Raw genomic sequence first — 19,206 nt, 5'->3', positions numbered from 1 at the left:
ATATCATTATCCAAAGGATTGATAGGGGTAGCTATGGATATACAAGTTGAGGAGGGGAGATATAAATGGAAAAAGCAAAGGTATCTGTCGTTAAGGCAAACGGAATAAAGGGAAACGGGGAATTTATGGGCGGTAAATTTGTGAGATACGATGAAGACGTAGCAGCGATAAAGGCGGCGGTCAAGAAAGCCGTGGAGTTGTCCCTGGGAAGCATCGATGCCATAGTTAAACCAGGGGATAGGGTATTGGTTAAGCCCAATTTGGCATTTCAAGCACCTCCTGAAAGTTTTGCCGTAGTAGATCCCAGAACGGTGGAAGCAGTAGTGGCTTTCCTGAAAGAGGAGTCCAAAGCTGCGGAAGTGTGGGTAGGTGATAATCCCTCTTTAGGGCTTCACGTTGGCAAGGCAAAACCAGCCTTCAAGGAATCGGGGATGGAAGAAGCTGCGTTGCGTGGCGGGGCAGATCGAGTAATATATTTCGACGAAGAGTCCACCGTCGTTGTTGAAATCCCTGAGGGAAGGGTATTTAAAAAGGCCGAGGTATTTCGTCCTGTTTTAGAGGCCGATGTTGTTATCAATTTGCCAAAGATGAAGGTTCATGTTGGCGGGACCGTTACTTTAGGCATAAAAAATTGGAACGGCATCGTTCCAAACAGGCACCCAAGCGGACAGCAACAGGGTGCCCACAGGATAGATCTTGGCCAGAAGCTGGCTGATATGCTGCGAATTAGAAAGGCGGATCTTACTATAATCGATGGGATCATCGGCATGGAGGGACAGGGACCACATGCGGGAACGCCGATCGAGATGAATTTGATAATAGCGGGTAGGGACACGGTGGCCGTAGACACAGTCACTTCGTATATCATGGGTTTTGAGCCAGGGGAAATTCCGGCCGTTAGGATAGCAGCTACAGAGGGGCTCGGAGTGGGTGATTTGGCCTCCATTGAGGTAGTAGGTGAAAAATTGGAGGATGTTAGGAAATTTTTTAAACGGGCTAATGACAACCCTGTTGGGGTATACAAAGGTTTAACGGTAATAATTCAGCAAACCTGTCCAGGTTGTTACGTGTATCTACGTGGAGCTCTCGATTCCTTCAAGAACACAGGAATTGACGTGGAAAAGATGGTTGCAGAAAAAGGCGAATGCGTCTTCATTGCAGGTGGAGTACCTGACTTCGATCCACTTTATGCAGAAGGCAAAAATCTTTTTGTCTTAGGTGACTGCTGGAAATACTTCCCTTCCAAGGAAAAGGTCGAAGAAGCGATGAAGCTTGCAAAGAAAGTCTTTACATACCCAGGTTGTGCTCCCGTTTATGTTTTCTCAAAAGTAAACACCGATCTTCAGGCCTTTGCCCAAGGAAAGGCGTAAAAACTCAATGGCTCAAGCCGGCCGGCTTGAGCCATTGAGTTTTTAGTATCACATCTACAATTCCTATTTTTGAAGAGAGAATAGAGAAGATAAAATAGGAAACTAAAGCAATTATCTTGGGAGGTGATGTCTCAGGATAGAGCTTTTTGGTTGTTCCCTTGCGGTTTTGTACAATATTTTGAGAGGGGGTTACAAAGGTGAATTTTGCTACGCTTCTTGCTTCTTTCGGTGGTGGAGTATTTGGTGCGGCTTTAGGCGGGCTGCCTGCTTTCGTGTTCACCGGTTTTGCTGTTTTGGTTGGAGCAGCAGCTGTGCTTGGGGGGTCTTCCTTTGACTTTATTTCTAATGTAGCTTTTGGCCCTGTCTTCGGCCCTCACGTCGCCTTTTGCGGGGGTGTTGCCGCTGTTGCCTATGCCGCTAAAAAGGGCATACACGGAGCAGGCAAGGACATAGTCTCCGGAGGGGCTGGGTTTAAGGATCCCATGGCATTGTTGGTGGGCGGTCTCTTTGGTATTTTAGGTTATCTTTTGGTTTCTGTCTTCAATACAATTTTTCCAGCAGGCTTCACCGATAATGTAGCTTTAACGGTGTTTTTGTCGAACGCCATAGTACGTTTGACCTTTGGAAAAACAGGACTATTTGGCACGTTGAGCGAAGAAGCTAAGGCCCGAGGTCGATTTACACCGGGAGGAAACGACGTGTGGGTGCCCCACCAGCAGGATTTCGGTCAACTTTTTATGATTTCTCTGGGAGTTAGCTTAGTCACAGCATGGTATGCTCTTGCTGTTATAGGAATAAATGAAGCATACTTCCCTGCGGCAGCCTTTGTAGGATTCGGCATCTCGGCTGCAACTTTGGTGTTCCTCTGTTTTGGGATAAACGTTCCAGTTACGCATCATATGACAATTATCGCTTCATTGGCGGCGATTTTCAGCGGTTCTTTGTTCATTGGTGCCTTGATGGGCGTAATATCAGCTTTTGTAGGTGAATTTGCCTCTCGTACCTTTGTCATACACGGCGATACCCACATTGACCCTCCTGCGACGGCTATTTTCATAATGACCTTCGTTTTGTGGGTGATCTTTTAGGCGGGTAATTTAAAGCGATTTAATTTGGCAAACAAAAACAAGACAGCATCCATTTTATCGTTGGATGCTGTCTTGTTTTTTATGTATATATGCCTTATTGCGATCGCCCCAATTTGAGCAAAAAGTACGACAATATATCTTTACAAAGAATCATTTTAAATTGAGAAAATAAAATTCTATTGGACATTTTTATCGTTTCATAGTATATTTAGTATTACATGCAATATTATTGTATGTAATAATTTGAAGAATGTTTGGGCATTCCAGATGCGGGATTTGTTCATATATTTTGTCATGCAATAGCGATACTTTATTAGGTCAGACAGCTTTGTTCTTGAGATAACTATAGGATTATAAATATCAAAGGGGGTAGTTGTGGTGGAGATATTTGGCTACATGCAAAAGTACGATTACGAGCAGGTTGTTTTGTGTCATGATGCGGCCTCAGGTTTAAAGGCCATCATTGCAATTCATGATACGACCTTAGGGCCTGCCCTTGGGGGTTGTCGTATGTGGACCTACGCATCCGAAGATGAAGCCATCGAGGATGCTTTAAGGCTCGCCAGGGGTATGACATATAAAAATGCTGCGGCCGGCCTCAATCTAGGAGGGGCCAAGACTGTCGTAATAGGAGACCCTAAAAAGGACAAATCGGAAGCGTTATTCAGGGCATTGGGCAGGTACATCGAATCTCTGGGCGGCAGATATATAACGGCGGAAGACGTAGGCACGAATGTACAAGACATGGAATATATAAGGATGGAGACCAAATATGTTGCCGGGTTGGGAGAGGGAAGCGGTGATCCGTCTCCATTTACGGCCCTGGGGGTATTTCAGGGAATAAAGGCAGCTTGCAGGGAAGTTTTCGGAAACGACGATGTAGCCGGCAGAAAGGTCGCGATCCAAGGTGTAGGGAATGTGGGATTTAACCTGGCAAAATTCCTGAAGAAAGCTGGAGCGGAACTTATCGTGACCGATATCTTCGAAGAAAACGTAAAAAGAGCGGTGAACGAACTGGGTGCAAAGGCAGTAAAACCCGATGAGATAATCGGTGCAGATTGTGACGTATTTGCACCTTGTGCGCTTGGCGCAATCATCAACGATGACACCATAAATAAACTAAAATGTAAAATAGTAGCAGGTTCTGCCAATAATCAGCTCAAGGAAGAAAGGCACGGAGATATTTTGCAACAAAAGGACATCCTTTATGTGCCGGACTATATCATCAACGCCGGAGGCGTAATTAACGTCGCTGCGGAGCTGGAGCCGGGCGGATATATAAAGGAAAAAGCCACAAGAAAAGTCGAAGCCCTGTACGATGCTGTTTTGGAGGTAATAGAGATTGCAAAGAAGGAAAACATACCAACGTACAAAGCAGCGGACAGGCTGGCTGAAAATAGGATAAATTTATTGGCAAAGGTAAAAAGCACATATATATAATAGCATTAAAGCACAGCTAACTAAAAAGAGAGCAGGTTAGCTTGCCTGCTCTCTTTTTAGTTGGCTATCGATAGAGCCTGAATCAGGCGTTTATCTTTAGGTATTTGAAGCGCTCTACTTGTTCTTTTATAGCTCTTTCTACGGGTATGCGTTCCATGCTCGATGCGCCAAAGAATCCCACGATGCCTTTGGTGTGGGCGAATATGTACTCGACGTCCTCGGGTTCAGCGATGGGTCCTCCGTGGCATATTACCATTACATCCGGGTTGACCGATTTCGCTGCGTCATGTATGTCTTGAACGCGTTTTGTTGCTTCTTCGAGCGTCAAAGCTGTCTTGGCTCCTATGCTTCCCTTTGTGGTCAACCCCATATGGGCAACTATGACGTCAGCGCCTGCCTTTGTCATGGCGATGGCTTGTTCGGCATCGAAGACGTAGGGGCAGGTAAGCATATCCAATTCGTGGGCCATAGCAATTGCTTTAACCTCAAGGTCGTAGCCCATTCCCGTTTCCTCCAAATTCTGCCTGAAGACTCCGTCGATCAGTCCTACAGTCGGAAAGTTTTGAACGCCGTCAAAACCCATCTCCTTGAGCTCTTTTAGGAATACTTTCATGAGCCTGAAGGGATCGGTTCCGCATACTCCCGCTAAAACGGGGGTGTTTTTTACGACGGGAAGAACTTCAGAAGCCATTTCCACGACTATGCCGTTTGCGTCACCATAGGGGAGAAGCCCTGCCAAGGATCCTCTTCCTCCCATACGATATCTGCCCGAGTTGTATATTATGATTAAGTCAGCTCCGCCGGCCTCCGAAAACTTGGCGGAAATCCCGGTTCCCGCACCACAGCCCACTATTGGTTTTCCTGCAGCTACGTTCGAACGCAACCTTTTCAAGGCTTCCTCTCTTGTTATGAATGGCATTTCTATTCACCTCCAGATTTATTTACCTGATAAAAACTCAAACATTTTGTCCGTCACGGCCTTGGCAAATATTGGGTCATTTATGTTGGCGTCGATTTCTATGAGGGGAATGTCTTTTCTCAAATTTTCCTTCAATGACTTAAGGAGCGCTTCGTTTGCCTCGGGCCACCAAAATTCTCCTCCCGGCGAGTCAAGTTGCGATAGGCCCTTTAGAGGAAAGAAGACAGCGGTCGGTCCCTTTGAATGGTTCAGCCTTTGAGCCATTATCTCTCCGAGTTTGGCGTTTTCCTCAGGAGTGGTACGCATCAAGGTCACATTCGGATTCCATGGGTAAAGTTTTCTCTTTTTGTACTTTTCGGGAACCGTGTCGATGGCCCAAAAATTCACCATATCAAGACATCCGGGTGCTACGACTTGAGGGATGCCCTTCAAGCCTGCTGTTATAAGCCTCTTCGGGCCCGCCGACATCACTCCTCCGCAGAGCTCATCGGCCAACTCCGTGGTAGTCAAGTCCAGAGCTGCCACGAAATAGCCGTTTTCAATCAAGTCTTCCATTGTCATTCCACCGGTGCCGGTCGAGTGAAACACCATGACTTCGTAATCTTCTTTTTCCATTATCTCCTTGCATTGATTGATCAGCTGGGTCGTATTGCCGAACATGGAGGCTGCTATCAGTGGTTTGGTTGCGACTTCGGGGACTTCAGTTTCGAGCATTCCTGTGAGGGCTCCTGCGGCTCTGGAATAGACGCCTGCGCTTATCGCGTTCACTCCCGCTACGTCTACAATTGAAGGAACCATTACTATGTCCTTGGTCCCGACGTAAGGCTTAGTATCGCCTGATGCCACAGTAGATACTAACACCTTTGGAGTTCCGAGGGGGAGAGCTCTCATAGCAGCAGATATTATGGCCGTTCCTGCGGATCCGCCCATGCCAAATAGGGCGTCAAGTTGCCCCTCTTTAAAAAGCTTTTTCGCGATTTCAGCGGCACCCTTTGTCATAACCGCCATGGCGAGGCCTTTGTCGCCCTTTCCTCTTAAAGAAGCTAAACTTTCTCCGCCTGCCTTTGCTACACTATCGGCATCTATGTCGGGTTTGAAAGAAGGATCGCCTATCACCCCTACATCTACGACGATAACTTTAAAACCCTCCGCTTCGATTCTTTTCTTGACAAAGGCGTAATCCTCACCCTTTGTATCCAGTGCGCCTACCATGACCACTTTTTTTGCCATTTGCTTCACCGCCCTCCTGTTATAGTTTTTTCTTAAGGTGGTAGTGCTATTATATGTTATAAAGATCCAAAAAAATACTCGAGAAGGAGTGGTGTGAATTGCTTTTGAATGAAGAAAGAAATTTATTAGTAGATTATGGCAAAAAACTCATAACAGCCGGACTTACCAAAGGGACGGGAGGAAACATCAGCGTTTTTAATAAAAGAGAAGGTTTAATGGCCATCTCTCCCAGCGGGATGGATTATTTCGAGACGAAACCCGAGGATATCGTTTTAATGAATCTTGAAGGCAAGATAGTCGATGGCTTAAGAAAACCATCGAGCGAATGGAGAATGCACCTGATTTTCTATCAGAACAGAGAGGACGTAAAAGCTGTAGTCCATACGCACTCCATGTTTGCCACTACCATAGCAACCTTGCGTTGGGATGTGCCTCCCGCCAGTTACCTTATAGCCTATGCGGGAAAGAAGGTCCCCTGTGCACCCTACGCTACCTTCGGCACCCAGGAGATAGCCGACGCTGCGTATAATACGATGGGCAAAGAATATAACGCCGTTCTGTTGGCTAATCATGGCCTCATAGCCGTTGGCCCCGATATGCCTTCTGCCTTCGGTATCGCAGAGATAATTGAGATGGTTTGCGAAATCTACTATAGGGCCAAGTGCGTTGGTGAACCGACGATACTCTCCGATGATGAGATGGATCTGATGCTGGAAAAGTTTAAGACCTATGGACAGAAGTGAGTGATACGAGATGAAGTTTCTAGTTGTAGGAGATGGTTTCGTAAAAAGCTTTCTCTTCGTAGATGTGTTTAGGAAGTATTTTCCCGATGCGGAATTTGTCGAACACGAAGTCCCTTGGCCCAACGAACCATTTTACGATACCGATGAAGTAAAAGAGTGTTCTGGTAACCCTGATGAGCTGATGCCTCTAGTCAAGGATGCAGATGTCTTAGTAGTCGACACGGCGCCCGTTACGGAAGCTTTATTAAAAGCTGCTTCAAAACTAAAGGCAATTGCTTGTACACGGGGCGGTCCCGTCAACGTCAACATAAAAGCCTGTACCTCAATGAAAATTCCGCTTTTCAATAGTCCCGGAAGAAACGAATCGGCAGTGGTCGAATTTACCGTTGGCGCAACGTTGGCTTTGATGAAAAACATGGCTTTAGGGCACTATGAGTTAAAACGTGGGATATGGAGGGGCGACCTATATCTTTACGACAAGGTCGGCCCTGAACTTTCCGATCTTACTGTCGGCATAGTGGGCTACGGAAAAGTAGGGCGTAACGTCGCAAAGATGTTTTCCCTATTTGGATGCCAAGTTTTAGTTTACGATCCCTATGTAACGCCTTCAATTATTGAAGAAGAAGGATACAAAAGCACAGGTTTTGAGGAGCTTTTGAAGACGGCAGATGTGGTCAGTTTGCATGTCAGGTTTTCTCCCGAGACGGAGAAGATGATGGATGAAAGTAAATTTAACTTGATGAAGTCCACTTCTTATTTCGTCAACACGGCAAGAGGCGGCATAGTGGATTACGATGCCCTCTACGAAGCTTTGGCGAAGGGGAAAATAAAGGGTGCTGCTTTAGACGTGTTTGATCCCGAACCGCTGCCCCCCGATCATCCTTTGACGAATCTGGATAACGTCCTGTTGACTCCCCACATCGCAGGGGCGTCGCAAAAAAGTGCGATCAGGGGCATTGAAACGGTCGCCGGATCGCTTTATTTGTATTTTGATAAGGGAGAGCTAAAAAATTGCGTCAATAAAGAAATATTTAGCTGATTCGCTTGGTCTTTAGTGAAAACCCAGTGAGGAGGGATAGGGATGAAAAAGTTTTTGATAGGGATCGATGCTGGTACATCTATGGTCAAAAGCGTGGTTTTTGACGACGAGGGCAATGAGCTGGCAGTGGCCAGGCAAAGGACTGCTGTGTTAAACCCAAGGCCAAATTGGGACGAACAGGATATGAACGAAGTATGGGAAGCCGTAGTCAAAACTATTAAAGAGGCCGTCACAAAAAGCGGCGTCACCGGCAAGGAGATATGCGCCATAGGAGTGACTGGACAAGGAGATGGGTGTTGGCTCATTGACGAAAAGGGCAATCCGGTGCGTCCTGCCATTTTATGGTCAGATGGAAGAGCGGGAGATTTAATTGCAAGATGGCAAGCGGAGGGCATAAGCGATAAGGCCTATAAGATTTTGGGCTCCGTTCTTTTTTCTGGGGTTCAGGCTGCAATAATTAAATGGCTCGACGAAAACGAACCGGAGTCTTTGACAAGATCGCGATGGGCCTTGTACTGCAAGGATTGGCTAAAGTACAAATTAACCGGTGAAATCACTACAGATGAGACCGACGGATGTGTTCCTCATTTCGATATAGCTAAACGCAGATATTCAGAAGAACTGTTGAAGATGTACGGGACCTTAAAGTATGAATATTTACTTCCCACTGTAAAAGCTCCCCTTGAAAATCATGCACCCCTTAGCCAAAAGGCGGCTTTGCTTCTAGGTCTTCCGTCGGGCATACCGGTAATAGGAGGACCCTTCGATGTGATCGCCACGGCTACCGGCGTGGGTGCCATACACTCTGGTGATGCCTGCTCCATAATTGGTACCACATGCTTTAACGAGGTCGTAATGGATGGTCCTTATATAGAGCCGATGAATGTCGGATTTACAATGTGTCACGGGTTTCTCGGACTGTGGGTGAGGGCCATGGGAGTCATGATGGGGACGCCCAACCTCGATTGGATTTTGGCGCAGGTGGGGAGGCCCTACGAAGAGGAAGCCGCAGAAAGAGGTATGTCCTTCTACGATGTGATAGAAGAGCACGTGAAAAAGCTTGAGATAGGAGCCGGAGGAGTGGTATATCATCCCTATCTTAGCGCTAGCGGCGAAAGAGCCCCCTTTGTCAAGCCCACTGCCAGAGCTCAGTTTTTCGGGATCACCGCTACTCACAATAGAGATAATCTTGTAAGAGCGGTATATGAGGGCGTGGGATTTTCAATGATGGACTGTTATCAATACATCCCCATGAAGGTAAATCGCGTAAGGATATCGGGGGGCGGTGCCCAAAGTGACTTTTGGTGTCAGCTTCTATCTGATATGATCGGGCTTCCCCTGGAAGTGCCCAAAGGTTCCGAGTTCGGTGCCAAGGGTACGGCCTTAGTAGCAGGGATAGCTGTCGGTTTATACAAAGATATTGAAGATGCCGTCAATAAGACAGTCCAATTAGAAAGACAATACCAGCCAGATGTGGAGAAGACGAAACGGGCAAGGGCCTTTTATACGTTGTATCGACGGTTGTATGAACACGTGTGGGACGATTGGGATCTTTTGCAAGACATACTAACACAACGTTTCTAACCTTGAAATTATTTGTCAAAGGGACAAAAGGGGATATCTCAAGTGCCTTTCCTTAAGATGGTGTTAGAGCTCTTGCCATCGGAGTGTTTTCATACTGCTTGAAATATTGCCCGCGGTGAGGTTCTGTGATGCTATGGGAGTTCGTTTTAAGGGGGTTTTGTCGACATTCTTACCATTCGATACCTTTTTGTATATAAAAGTTAGACCAATAGAGAGGAGAGATAACCGTGTGTGATACTTGGGTGGCTTTAAGAGATGCAACAGCTTCAGGCAGCGTAATATTTGGGAAAAACAGCGACCGTCCTTTTTTCGATTGTCAACCCCTAGTTCTTCATTCTAGCCGTGAGTGGCCAAGGGGTAGCGCCATACAATTAGAATATATTTCAATTCCACAGGTTAATATGACCCTCGCAACCTTGGGCTCGAGCCCTTATTGGTGTTGGGGATATGAAGAGGGGATAAACGAGTATGGTGTTGTGATTGGCAATGAGGCCATATTTACTAAAGGGTTTAGGGATTCAGCTAAAAAGTACCAGATTGACAAAGGGCCCGATCTTGGTTTGACGGGGATGGACATTGTACGTTTAGCATTAGAAAGGGCTAAAAGTGCAGAAGATGCTATTTATGTGATAGGAAAATTGGTGGAAGAGCATGGCCAGTTCGGTTCCGGCGTTCCTTCCCAGGATCATGTTCAGGGAGGTTATGATAATTCCTACATAGTTGCAGATAGAAAAGAAGCGTGGATTGTAGAGACAGTCGGCAAAAGATGGGTGGCCAGAAGGGTTATTGGCGGGATTGCTTCGATATCTAATGAGCCATCGATAAGAAATCATTGGGATGCAGGCTCATCTGATATCGTGGACTATGCTATTATGATGAAGTGGTGGCCTGAAAAGTTAAGAGGATCTTTTGATTTTGCCAGGGCGTATATCGATGATATGAATTCGAGACAGGTTTCACACATTAGAGCACAAAGAAGCAGAGATATACTTAAACAGAGTTATGGCGGGATCGATTTATCTGTCATGAAGACAATAGCGAGAGATCACTATGAGGGAACATTTTTAGAAGGTCCATATTTTGACGCAGCTGATCCAGATTTCCAGAGTATATGTATGCATGTTTCCCCTTCTGGATTTACGTGGGGCAATACTTCAAGTTCCTGTATTGCTGTGCTTCCTAAAAATGACGATGATATTCCTGTTTTTTGGTGGGCTCCGGGACCTCCCTGCAATAGCTGTTATGTCCCCTTTTTCGTGGACGGATCGGCGTTGTCAGAAATTGTAAGTGAGGCAGGTTCTTTTGGAAAGGTATTAACTCCTCCTGTCAGTGCGACCGAAGACAGTTTTTCCCCTAAGTCCTATTGGTGGCTTTTTAGAAGGTTGATGGACCTTACTAAAGGAGATCCAATAGCGAGCTTGCCAGGATATTACGACGAAAGAAATCCTGTTGTGCGATCGTATTTCGACGAACTAGAGTCTTCTTTTGAGCAGGAAGTACCCGAAATAATTGAAAGAGCACAACGAATTGGTGGCAACGACAAGAATAAGAGGGCCGAGGTCTTTGATCAGTTTACTGCACAATGTGTGAAGCGAGTGGTAAGTGTATTGGAAAAACTGCTACATGATTTTTCGTCATGATATCATGGCTTGCGGATAAATGTTAAAAGACATAAAATCGTTCTAAAAAGCGCTTAGGAGGCTTTTGGAGGTTAATTGTAGAGAAGGATATTTGGCTATAGAGAAAACCAAACAAGGGCAGACCAAGTCCTTTGGATACGTTATGGGGCGTGTTTCTAGAATCTTACAGGAATTTGGCACTGTCATTGTAGAAAAGAACTTTTGGAAGAGGAAAATGATAAGTTATAATTAAATACGGCAATTAAGATAATGTTAGCGATTTCTAGAGAGACGATAAGATGGCGAGTTATGGTTCCTATGAATGGTGGAATGAGATAGTCGAGCTGGAAAAACTCAAAGATCTGGTAGACAGATTTGCCGCGGCTATGCATGTTGGTGCCGTGATAGCTGCTACTGACGGAACTGCGTTGACAATACCCAGCAATTTTTGTGCCTTTTGCCGGAGGCTTCGCTCTCACCCCGAAGGTAGGTGCGGTTGTGAAAAAAGCGATGCTTGGGGAGGTCGACATGCCCTAGATTCGGGAGGTCCTCTGGTTTATCGATGCCATTGCGGATTGATCGATATGGCAAGTCCGCTCATGATCGAAGGTAGATTGGTGGGCACGTTATTGTGTGGCCAGGTGTTACTCAGGCCCTATACAGAGGAGGAGGTTCGCAGCGAAATAGCCCCCCTTTGGCCATGTAGCGCCGATGAATTGGACGATTGGGTCAATGATTTTTTGGCTCTTCCCGTTGTAGACGAGTCAACCGTAATGAATGCCATGAATCTTTTAAATGTCATGGCTTCTCACGTCGTAGAGTTATGCGAGCGCCATTTGATAGAAAGCAAGCTGCTGCACAGAACTATGGAGTTGGTCACAGCTCAGCGCGACAAGGAGATGCTTGAAAGGAACTTGAAAATGACTCAGCTCAAGGTCCTCCAAAACCAGTTAAACCCTCATTTTATGTTTAATACTTTAAATATCATGTCTCGTTTGGCAATGTTCGAAGGAGCTTCTCAAACACAAGAACTTACTATCCAATTCGCTGACTATTTAAGATATATACTGAGAAGGCAATCCAGGGAAGAAATGGTCCCCCTTGCAAGCGAGATCGAGTGCCTGAAACAGTATTTAGCCATACAAAAGGTCAGATTTGGCGATCGTTTTTCATATATTTTAGACATAGAGCCCGTGGCTTTGTCGTGCAAGATTCCCTTTTTAATACTTCAACCAATTGTTGAAAATGCCGTTGTTCATGGGATCGAGCCTTCTCTCAAACCGGGACTGGTTTGCATAAGCGGCAAGATTGAGAATAAGAAACTGGAGATCACCATAGAGGACAACGGAGTCGGTTGTTCCTTGGACGAAATATCCGAGGGCGTGGGTATTTCCCATGTTAAAGAGAGGCTTAAATTGCATTACGGAAGAGACGCATTATTCGATATATGGAGCGAACCGGAAGTCGGTACGAAAGTAAGCCTAAGCTTGCCATCTGTGGAGGATTAGGTCATGTCCAGGAAAATACTCGTCGTTGAGGATGAACCGCTGGAAAGACGCGCACTGGTCGAAAGGCTCAAATCTTTTCCTGTCTACTTGGAATTGGACGAGGCTTCTAATACGGTGGATTTTGAAAATAAGGTCCGTTCGTGGAATCCTGACGTGGTTTTGCTCGATATAAAGGTTCCCGGCGGAAACACTTTAACATCGCTGGGAAAGCTGCGAAGCGAAGGTTTTCAGGGCAAGGTTATAATCGTGACTGCCTACGATTTTTTCGAATACGCCCGGCAGGCTGTAGGGCTAAACGTAAATGCTTTTTTGGTAAAACCGATCAAGGATGAAGCTCTTTGCGATGCCATAGGCAAAGCGATAGATGAAATAAAGGAAGCCAACAGAGCGTCCCAACAGCTCTTGAGGCTGAAAAAGTTTATATTGGATAACAAGAACTTCGTGGCATCCCTGATGATCCAGAGCATAATTTACGGCGAAGAAATTACCGAGGGGCTCAAAAACGTGGCTAGGGAAGTAGGATTTTTACCTACAAGGGAGTTGCATGTCTTTGGAGTAGTAGCTTTGGGTACATCAGATGTAGAGGAGAACCAGTGGCCTCAGCTGACCCTTTTGGGTGAACTTCAAAGAACCTTGGGGGAGTCTGTTTTTTTGGTACCCTGGGTTCATTACATAACTCTCATATTTTTTAATGCTCCCTTGGAAAGTCCTGAGACAGTTGCGTCTAAAGTTTTCGACATGGCTTTACAAAACGATATCCATTGCAATGTCGTTTATATGGGAAAAATCAGAGATTTAAACGAAATTTCGGAGATTCTTCCCAGTTTGGAAGAGACGTTGGAAGAAAGCATTTTAGAGGGTTTCGGGAACTTCATATATGGGCAACTGAAGCCCAAAGTGGAAAAGGTAAGAACGGATGCCGACCAAATTGATTTCAACGAATCGTTTTCGGTCGTTTTAGAAGGTATACGAGATGGGCAATTGCAACTTGTAAACGAGGGAGTCAACAGGCTGTTCTCTCTTTTATCTCAATGTGATGTAACAAGGTCCAACGTAGAAGTGGTAAGACTGCTGTTTGGAGGTTATTTAGGTCAAATATGTCAGTTGCTTTTAGATCTGAAATGCGACGAAGAGGCTATCAAGACTTGGGCCAGAAGGCAGGTTAGGGATATGATGATACCGGTCAGGAGCCTCGTCGACCTAAAAAACATGTTTTTTATCTCCCTCGAAGAGGCGTGGAGGGTCAGGCAGAGCGTAAAAGATCCGGAATTGGCATTGATTCAAAAGGCCTTAACGTACATTGAGGAAAATTTGGGCGAGGCTAATTTATCCAAAGTTGCCCAACACGTCTATGTTAGCCCTAGCCATTTGAGCAGGATGTTCGGAAGGGTCTTGAACAAGAGGTTTATTGATGTCATAAAAGAAAAGCGCATAGAACGCGCCAAGAAATTACTTGCAATGGGATATAATGTCACCGAGACAGCTTCTGCTGTGGGATATGAAAATATCGCTTATTTCAGCACCCTCTTTAAGGAAATGGTTGGTTATCCCCCAAGTGAATACAAGAAATCACTCCCCTTTTTAAAAGATGGCACCTGATACCGGATGAATTGTTTTTTCAGTAATAGAAATATGAGCAAGAAAACAAAAGTTTAGTAAAAGGACCTGAGGAAGAGCTTCTCAGGTCCTTTGTCGTATGCGCGAACAAAAAATTTGATCAAAAATGAGCTATTTGCTTTTAATGCAATATTATTGCTTTTCTAGTTTACTAATACATGGTATAGGGGGTGCTCAAGTGGAGGGTAGCGAACGTTTAAGAGTTATCCAAGAATATGTCCCCGGCAAACAAGTCACTTTGGCGCATATTATAAGAAATCCAAAGGGAGACCTTTGTCAGAAAGTGGGTATCGACAGGGCTGGAGCGATAGGCATCATGACAATTACCCCCGGCGAGGGTGCCATAATAGCCGCCGACATAGCGAGTAAATCCTCTGCCGTAAACGTGGAGTTTGTGGATAGATTTACTGGTTGTGTCATCCTTACGGGCGAAGTTGCCTCCGTGGAAAATGCCCTAAGCACAGCTGTTAATTCCCTCAAGGATGCGCTTGGGTTTTTTCCTGCCGAGGTCACCTTTACATAATGTGTGTCATGGTTATCGGGCCGTCAGGTGCCGGCAAGACAACGCTGTTGAAGGCCTTAAAGTTGCTGGAAGATGAAGGGCCCCTTCGCAAAACGCCCTTTTTTCAGTTTTCCGGGAAGGCAATTGATACGCCCGGTGAATTTTTTGATCTACCTCGTTTTTATCATGCATTAATTACGGTTTCTTCGCGTTCACAAATAATACTCCTTTTAATTGACCCCACAAATTTAAGACAGTTTCCCTCCCGTTTTACTAAGTCTCTGAGGTCTAAGGTCATCGGGGTTATAAGCAAAGTGGATTTAGTCGATGAAGATCGGATAAAAATTGCAAAAAAGTTTTTGGCGGAAGCGGGAGTTGAGGAGGTGGTTTGCGTCTCTGCCTTAACAGGAGAAGGGATAGCTGCTTTAAAGCAAAAAATTGAAAAGTTCATCAGGAGGTGTGTAAGACCGTGAATGGAGAAGCGTTGGGTATGATCGAAACAAAGGGACTGGTCGGAGCCATCGAGGCTGCCGATGCAATGGTCAAAGCAGCGAACGTCAGGCTTATCGGCTACGAGAAAATTGGCTCGGGCCTGGTTACCGTAATGGTTCGCGGTGACGTTGGAGCGGTGAAGGCAGCGGTTGATGCGGGAGCGGCCTCGGCGAAACGTGTAGGCGAGATAGTTTCGGTTCACGTCATTCCAAGGCCACACAGCGATACCGAGAAGCTTTTGCCTAAACTGGGCTAAGCCAGCTTGTGGAGGTGTGATTGATGGAACAGGATATCATGCAAAAGGTCATGGACGAAGTTATGAAACGCCTCGGAAGCGGCAGCACTGTCGTAACCCCCGAGAAGGCTGCGCAAGAAAAGGAGAAGTGTGAAACGCCAAATGTGAGCGTACAGAGCGTCGTTGGCGTTACCGAGTACGTCGGCATCTCCGAGGGCGACACCATCGGCCTGGTCGTGGCCAACGTTGAGCCTATGCTTCACGAAAAGTTGGGCATAGACAAAAAGTTCAGATCCGTGGGGATCTTTTCGGGCAGAACAGGTGCAGGGCCTCAAATAATGGCTGCCGATGAGGCGGTAAAAGCTACCAATACCGAGATAGTGTCCATAGAGCTTCCCAGGGATACCAAAGGTGGAGCCGGTCACGGATCGTTGATAATTTTCGGGGCGGAGGACGTATCCGATGCAAGAAGAGCCATTGAGGTGGCTTTGAAGGACTTGCGCCGCACCTTCGGAGATGTTTATGCGAATGACGCAGGACATCTTGAATTTCAATATACTGCCAGGGCCAGCTATGCCTGCAATAAAGCCTTCAACGCGCCTGTCGGAAAGGCCTTCGGATTAATAGTGGGAGCTCCTGCAGGCATTGGTTTCGTCATGAGTGATGCGGCTTTGAAGGCCGCTGAAGTTGATTTGATCGATTACTTGTCGCCTACAAAAGGATTATCCCTTACTAACGAAGTGGTTATAACCTTCACGGGTGATTCCGGCGCCGTTAGGCAGGCTTTGATAGCGGCAAGAATGATAGGCAAAAAGCTGCTTGGCGCAATGGGTGCCGAGCCCAAATCGGCTACGACCCCTTACATTTAGGGATTGTCGAATACGGAGGGGGCGAACAAATTGGCTGAGAAGAAGAGCAAAAGATTTGAAGTACTGAACAATAGGCCGGTACATAAAGACGGTTTTATTGCCGAATGGGTGGATGTAGGACTTTATGCAATGGGAAGCCCCAAGGACCCAGTTCCGTCAATAAAGATCGAAAACGGCAAAATTACCGAAATGGATGGCAAAAAACGCGATGACTTCGACATGATAGAACAGTTCATTGCTAATTATGCTATCGATATCGAGATAGCTCCGCAAGCCATGGCAAAAAGTGATCTAGAACTGGCGAAGATGTTGGTGGATCCCAATGTATCGAGAAATGAAGTCACAAAGATCTTTCAGGGTTTGACGCCGGCCAAGATAAACAACGTAATGGACTGTTTGAACATCGTCGAAATAATGATGGGCATATCCAAAATGAGATCCCGCAAGACTCCTGCAAACCAGGCTCACATCACGAGCGCAAAGGATCATCCTGTCCAGCTTGCTGCCGATGCCGCTGAAGGAGCTCTGAGGGGATTTGTGGAACTGGAAACAACGGTGGGCGTGAATCGATATGCTCCTTTAAACGCGCTCTCATTGCTGATAGGTTCTCAGACCGGCAGGCCAGGGGTACTCACCCAATGCGCTCTTGAAGAGGCCTTCGAACTACAGATAGGAATGAGAGGGCTTACGAGTTACGCTGAAACGGTATCCGTATATGGCACCGAAAGCGTGTTTATAGACGGGGACGATACGCCTTGGTCTAAAGCTTTTTTGGCATCTGCCTATGCAAGTCGAGGGCTGAAAATGCGCTTCACCAGCGGCACCGGTTCAGAGGTTCAGATGGGTGCAGCCGAGGGGAAAAGCATGCTATATCTTGAAACCAGGTGCGTTATGATAACCAAAGGCGCCGGAGTGCAGGGTCTGCAGAATGGCTCCATCTCCTGCATAGGAGTTCCCGGAGCCGTTCCAAGCGGCTTAAGGGCCGTTGCGGCAGAAAACTTGATTACCGTTACGCTTGATATGGAAGTTGCTTCAGGTAACGACCAGACCTTCTCGCATTCGGACTTGAGGCGAACTGCACGCACCATACCTCAGCTTTTCTCCGGGACAGATCTCATCTTCTCCGGTTATTCAGGCGTACCCAATTACGACAACATGTTTGCCGGTTCCAACTGGGATATTGAGGATATGGACGATTATTTGGCTATTCAGCGTGATTTCAAGGTCGACGGCGGTAATAAGCCTGTCTCCGAAGAAGAAGTAGTCGCTGTCCGCAATAAGGCGGCAAGAGCGCTCCAGGCCGTTTACGATGCGCTGGGATTTCCGCCCATAACCGATGCCGAAGTCGAAGCTGCAACTTATGCTAACGGCAGCAAAGATTTGCCTGACAGAAACGTGACTGAGGACTTGAGGGCGGCGGAAAGGCTTTTGAACGAGGGTATAAACGGCATTGACATTGTCAAAATACTAGCTCAAAGGGGTTTCAGAGATATAGCTGAAGCTATCGTAATGATGATGCGCCAGCGGGTTTCCGGAGACTATTTGCAGACATCTGCATGGATAGACAGCGATGGTACAGTTTACAGTGCCGTCAACGACCCCAACGATTACCAGGGCCCCGGCACGGGCTACAGGATATCGGAAGAGCGTTGGAAGGAAATAAAGGAAATCCCCTGGGCGATAAGGCCCGAGGACGTATAGGGAGGGGAAGACAATGCAGGTCAACGAAGAATTGATTAAAAAGGTAATAGCGGAAGTTTTACAAGAAGTAATGGGAGAGCAGGCCAAGACGTCTTCCCCCACGGCCACCCTGCCTCAAAGGGGAGGGAAAATGACTTTAGTGGAGGTTGGTGTGGCTAAGAAGGGGACCGATCCAAAGGAAGTGGTAGTTGCCATCCCTCCGGCCTTTGGAACCGTGTTTACCGAAACGATAGTGGGAGTCCCTCATAGCGAGGTTTTGAGGCAGGTCTTTGCAGGTATTGAAGAAGAAGGTCTTAAACCAAGACTTGTGCGCGTATATCACACTGCCGATGTGGGGTTCATAGCTCACCAGGGCGCTAAGTTGTCCGGTTCGGGCATAGGTATCGGTATATTGTCCAGGGGCACGACGGTCATACATCAACGGGATCTTAACCCACTGAACAATTTAGAACTTTTTCCCCAGGCACCCCTTCTCGATGCCGAAGTTTTCAGGGCAATAGGCCGCAATGCGGCGAAATATGCTAAAGGGGAACATCCCACTCCGGTGCCGACAAGAAACGATCCCATGGCTCGTCCTCGTTATCAGGGTATTGCAGCACTATTACACAATAAAGAAGTGCGCTATTTAGACCGCTCCAAGTCACCGATGGAGCTTGAAGTTCGTTTCGAATAAGAGGGGGCGTTAAAGTTGGCTCAAATGCTTAATGAAGAAATGATAGCTGAACTGGTAAAAGAGGTCTTAAAGGGTATGAGTTCTTCGGGAGGAGAAGGAAAGCCCCCCACTCCAAAAGAAAGCACGGGACAGAAAGGGAGCCTTTCCGTAAAGGATTATCCCTTAGGTTCCAAAAAGCCCGACACCATAAAGAGTCCAAGGGGAAATGCCTTTAGCGAACTCACCTTAGATGCTGTCTTGCAGGGCAGGGCTACCTTTGAGGACTTTCGAATTGCTCCGGAAGCCTTGTTGATGCAGGCGGAAATAGCAGAGTCGGCCGGAAGGCGTCAGGTGGCATCAAATTTAAGAAGAGCTGCCGAATTGACGAAAGTGCCCGATGAAAGGGTGTTGGAGATCTATAACGCTCTAAGACCACATAGATCGACCAAGGAAGAACTCATGGCAATTGCCGATGAGCTTGAGAACAAATATAACGCAACGGCATGTGCCACCTTCGTTAGAGAAGCGGTCTCTGTTTACGAGCGACGCAAACTTTTACGTGGCGATATACCGGAATAGCGGCACAGTTAAAAAGGAG

The 19,206-nt window shown here is 46.6% G+C and carries 18 protein-coding genes; 16 read left to right on the top strand and 2 right to left on the bottom strand.

What is annotated here, in order from left to right:
• Positions 1–65 precede the first annotated feature (65 nt).
• The 3 genes from B3N34_RS07815 to B3N34_RS07805 all read left to right on the top strand — a co-directional run bounded on the left by B3N34_RS07815 (position 66) and on the right by B3N34_RS07805 (position 3,898).
• Positions 66–1,370, top strand: coding sequence for a DUF362 domain-containing protein (locus tag B3N34_RS07815; RefSeq protein ID WP_286976547.1), 1,305 nt, complete (start codon positions 66–68; stop codon positions 1,368–1,370).
• Between the two features lie 197 nt (positions 1,371–1,567).
• Entirely contained in the window at positions 1,568–2,458 is an 891-nt protein-coding gene (locus B3N34_RS07810; RefSeq protein ID WP_091461723.1) for a hypothetical protein, read from the top strand.
• A gap of 378 nt (positions 2,459–2,836) precedes the next feature.
• Positions 2,837–3,898 (top strand): Glu/Leu/Phe/Val family dehydrogenase, encoded by a 1,062-nt coding sequence (locus B3N34_RS07805; protein WP_286976545.1) that lies wholly within the window; start codon positions 2,837–2,839, stop codon positions 3,896–3,898.
• A gap of 82 nt (positions 3,899–3,980) precedes the next feature.
• Here B3N34_RS07805 and B3N34_RS07800 read toward each other — a convergent pair whose 3' ends face one another.
• Positions 3,981–4,817, bottom strand: coding sequence for a phosphoenolpyruvate hydrolase family protein (locus B3N34_RS07800; protein ID WP_091461720.1), 837 nt, complete (start codon positions 4,815–4,817; stop codon positions 3,981–3,983).
• An 18-nt stretch (positions 4,818–4,835) separates the two neighbouring features.
• The gene (locus B3N34_RS07795) at positions 4,836–6,047 is read right to left on the bottom strand and encodes a Tm-1-like ATP-binding domain-containing protein (protein ID WP_286976540.1); all 1,212 of its coding nucleotides are present in this window, start codon (positions 6,045–6,047) and stop codon (positions 4,836–4,838) included.
• Positions 6,048–6,145: 98 nt separating this feature from the next.
• Between B3N34_RS07795 and B3N34_RS07790 the strand changes: the two genes are divergently transcribed.
• The 13 genes from B3N34_RS07790 (at position 6,146) to B3N34_RS07730 (ending at position 19,187) form a co-directional block, all read left to right on the top strand.
• Positions 6,146–6,790, top strand: a complete 645-nt coding sequence (locus tag B3N34_RS07790) for an L-fuculose-phosphate aldolase (RefSeq protein ID WP_286976538.1) — start codon at positions 6,146–6,148, stop codon at positions 6,788–6,790.
• Between the two features lie 10 nt (positions 6,791–6,800).
• Positions 6,801–7,829 carry a 2-hydroxyacid dehydrogenase gene (locus tag B3N34_RS07785; RefSeq protein WP_286976536.1) on the top strand — a complete coding sequence of 343 codons (1,029 nt, stop codon included), beginning with the start codon at positions 6,801–6,803 and terminating at the stop codon, positions 7,827–7,829.
• Positions 7,830–7,871: 42 nt separating this feature from the next.
• Entirely contained in the window at positions 7,872–9,413 is a 1,542-nt protein-coding gene (locus B3N34_RS07780; protein WP_286976532.1) for an FGGY-family carbohydrate kinase, read from the top strand.
• 227 nt (positions 9,414–9,640) lie between these two features.
• Complete coding sequence (locus tag B3N34_RS07775) at positions 9,641–11,053, top strand: C69 family dipeptidase (protein WP_286976529.1); 1,413 nt, start codon at positions 9,641–9,643, stop codon at positions 11,051–11,053.
• 278 nt (positions 11,054–11,331) lie between these two features.
• Positions 11,332–12,540: a sensor histidine kinase gene (locus tag B3N34_RS07770; RefSeq protein WP_286976527.1), complete on the top strand. Its 1,209-nt coding sequence runs from the start codon at positions 11,332–11,334 to the stop codon at positions 12,538–12,540.
• 3 nt (positions 12,541–12,543) lie between these two features.
• Entirely contained in the window at positions 12,544–14,139 is a 1,596-nt protein-coding gene (locus B3N34_RS07765; RefSeq protein WP_286976524.1) for a helix-turn-helix domain-containing protein, read from the top strand.
• 196 nt (positions 14,140–14,335) lie between these two features.
• Positions 14,336–14,680: a BMC domain-containing protein gene (locus tag B3N34_RS07760; protein ID WP_040348279.1), complete on the top strand. Its 345-nt coding sequence runs from the start codon at positions 14,336–14,338 to the stop codon at positions 14,678–14,680.
• Positions 14,680–15,132, top strand: coding sequence for a EutP/PduV family microcompartment system protein (locus B3N34_RS07755; protein WP_286976522.1), 453 nt, complete (start codon positions 14,680–14,682; stop codon positions 15,130–15,132). The genes B3N34_RS07760 and B3N34_RS07755 overlap by 1 nt, the downstream gene beginning before the upstream one ends.
• Positions 15,129–15,407: a BMC domain-containing protein gene (locus B3N34_RS07750; RefSeq protein WP_009201841.1), complete on the top strand. Its 279-nt coding sequence runs from the start codon at positions 15,129–15,131 to the stop codon at positions 15,405–15,407. Before B3N34_RS07755 ends, B3N34_RS07750 begins: the two co-directional genes overlap by 4 nt.
• Positions 15,408–15,430: 23 nt before the next feature.
• Entirely contained in the window at positions 15,431–16,255 is an 825-nt protein-coding gene (gene pduB / locus B3N34_RS07745; protein WP_286976518.1) for a propanediol utilization microcompartment protein PduB, read from the top strand.
• Positions 16,256–16,285: 30 nt separating this feature from the next.
• Positions 16,286–17,956, top strand: coding sequence for a propanediol/glycerol family dehydratase large subunit (locus B3N34_RS07740; RefSeq protein ID WP_286976516.1), 1,671 nt, complete (start codon positions 16,286–16,288; stop codon positions 17,954–17,956).
• 13 nt (positions 17,957–17,969) lie between these two features.
• Complete coding sequence (locus B3N34_RS07735; RefSeq protein ID WP_286976513.1) at positions 17,970–18,629, top strand: propanediol/glycerol family dehydratase medium subunit; 660 nt, start codon at positions 17,970–17,972, stop codon at positions 18,627–18,629.
• A gap of 24 nt (positions 18,630–18,653) precedes the next feature.
• The gene (locus B3N34_RS07730) at positions 18,654–19,187 is read left to right on the top strand and encodes a diol dehydratase small subunit (RefSeq protein WP_286976737.1); all 534 of its coding nucleotides are present in this window, start codon (positions 18,654–18,656) and stop codon (positions 19,185–19,187) included.
• Positions 19,188–19,206 lie beyond the last annotated feature (19 nt).

Origin of the sequence: Acetomicrobium sp. UBA5826 (assembly GCF_002433005.1) — a bacterium.
Taxonomy (GTDB): Bacteria; Synergistota; Synergistia; order Synergistales; family Acetomicrobiaceae; genus Acetomicrobium.
The sequence above is the reverse complement of the archived record's forward strand: the minus strand, read 5'-3'. Positions and strand labels throughout refer to the sequence as shown.